The organism is Desulfoplanes sp. PS50 (assembly GCF_053851535.1).
The window spans coordinates 1-2,064 of record NZ_JBSPZA010000075.1; the positions used below are offsets into that span (position 1 = coordinate 1).

Consider the following 2,064-nt stretch of genomic DNA (forward strand, 5'->3'; position numbering starts at 1 on the left):
TGATCAAGCAGATAATGGCATATATTCGCAACTATAACGAGCTGTGGGCCAAGCCTTTTAAGTGGACTTACACCGGGAAGCCACTGACTAAATAACGGTATAGAAATTTAGCGGACGCAACACTAGCGAATGGCGTTTACTAATTTTATCTACAAGTGAAGTAACGTTAGCAGATAAAATAAGAGAGGATGGGAAAAATATTATGGGAGGCCAATCGGTTCGAATACTAGATATTCCAGCAGATGCCGGTAAAGGGATGGGAATATTTGAAGATATCCACGATGCTGAAAATCCCGGTGAATTTTCAAGACGCCTACAAGCTGCATCGAATAGCTACTATGGTACACCATTGCATCATTATTTGGATTATGTTGCTACCAATAAACAAAAAATTCTTGAATTTATCAATCATACGGCCAAACTTTTTACCGACAGATACCTCCCTCAAAATTCTTGCGGCCAAGTTCATCGTGCATTCGCTCGTTATGCTTTGGTTGCGGCAGCTGGCGAGTTGGCAATTTCCCAAGAGATACTACCCTGGCCAGAAGGATCCGCGATCGAAGCGACAAAGTCATGCATGAATGCGTGGCTGGCACGACGCGGGGGAACGGAGTCACTTGAAATACAGAATGGACTTGCCCAGGTCCGTCAATTTTTCCAAGTTCATGGAGCTACTCGATTTGAACGACTTGGGGAAGATTCCTACGGTAAAATTTACAATCGTGCTGGATACTCGATCAAAAAAAACAATGAAAGATTATTCCTAGTTTTCCCTGAAGTTTTCAAAAATGAAATTTGTAAGGGTTTCAACCATACAAAAATTTGCCAAGCCGCCATCGCGAAACACTGGATTAAACCCCAACATCCCCATCATACGCAGAGACTCAGAAATCCCAATGGCCGATTTTACGTTTTTACCAATTCAGTAATTTGTGGGGACACTGGGGACACTGGGGACAGCGTTGTAGAATCGGCATCAGAGTCGTCCCCAGTGTAAATTTTTAAACTGGGGACAGTGGGGACACCCGTTTAAACAACGCAAGCGTCCCCACTGTCCCCACCCAAAGAATCAAAATTGGGGACAATGAAAAGTCCCGGCAGGCAAGGATGTCCCCACTGTCCCCACTGTCCCCACTGTCCCCATGAAAAAAATTGCTACCTTGTTGCTTCTTGAACTCATTTCAGAAAATAAAGGTTCAAATTTAAAGAGCCGGGGAATGAAATTTTCCCCGGCTCAAATGCTTTGTTTTGGAATTTTCCTGGTTATTCTGATTATGCCAGTTCGGGTTTTACGCCTTTATGGCCGAGTCTGGCATGCGAAACCAAAGCAACCAGGGTACGGGGCTTCACTGCGTTCCGTAGCTTTGACTACCCTAGCCTCGCATGCCCGTGAGCATTAGTAACGACGAGGGAAGCGCGACTTCCGCTCTAGCTCAGAAAGCCCCCCCTCGCTGCTGCTTGATTTTTGATTACCCACGGAAAACAGCGAGGAGGCATTTTTCTCAATCGAAATACAAAATTTTCATATACCAAATGAATAAAAAATTAATGATTTATAAATGTCCATATTTATTTTTAAAGTCCAAAGAGAAATCATTCAAATATATTTATATTATCATCTAAAGTTGATTATACTTTTGGCTTTATATTTTGAAATAATATATTTAAAGAAATATAAATATTATATTTTTCAAACATTGTATTGACATAAAAAAATTAGTACATATTTTATTAGAATCGATATTTCTTTAAAATAGGAGTTTATCTATGAGTATTTCTGGTTGGTTTTCAAACTTGTTTGGAACTTCCATCAATCCTGCTTCTGGCCTACCAATGAATGATGATAGTGGAATTGATGTAGGCGGAAATTCTTTTGGAACAGATTCAATGAGTTCAGATACTTCTTTTTTTGAATCATCTGACCCTTTTAGTGATTCACTCGACTTTCGGGGTTAGCGATTAGTCGTTAATAGTTTGTTTTTATTGACAAGAAGTCCTTTTTCACCAACGAAACTATCCATATTTTTTTGGACTAGTTCCAAAATGCTTCCAAGGACATTTGCC

Annotated in this window: 2 protein-coding genes; both read left to right on the top strand. The window is 40.4% G+C overall.

Annotation, left to right across the window (positions count from 1 at the left end; genetic code table 11):
- Positions 1-202: 202 nt before the first annotated feature.
- Positions 203-997 carry a hypothetical protein gene (locus tag ACTVJH_RS15745; protein ID WP_455992828.1) on the top strand — a complete coding sequence of 265 codons (795 nt, stop codon included), beginning with the start codon at positions 203-205 and terminating at the stop codon, positions 995-997.
- 770 nt (positions 998-1,767) lie between these two features.
- Positions 1,768-1,956, top strand: coding sequence for a hypothetical protein (locus tag ACTVJH_RS15750; RefSeq protein WP_455992830.1), 189 nt, complete (start codon positions 1,768-1,770; stop codon positions 1,954-1,956).
- Positions 1,957-2,064: the final 108 nt, after the last annotated feature.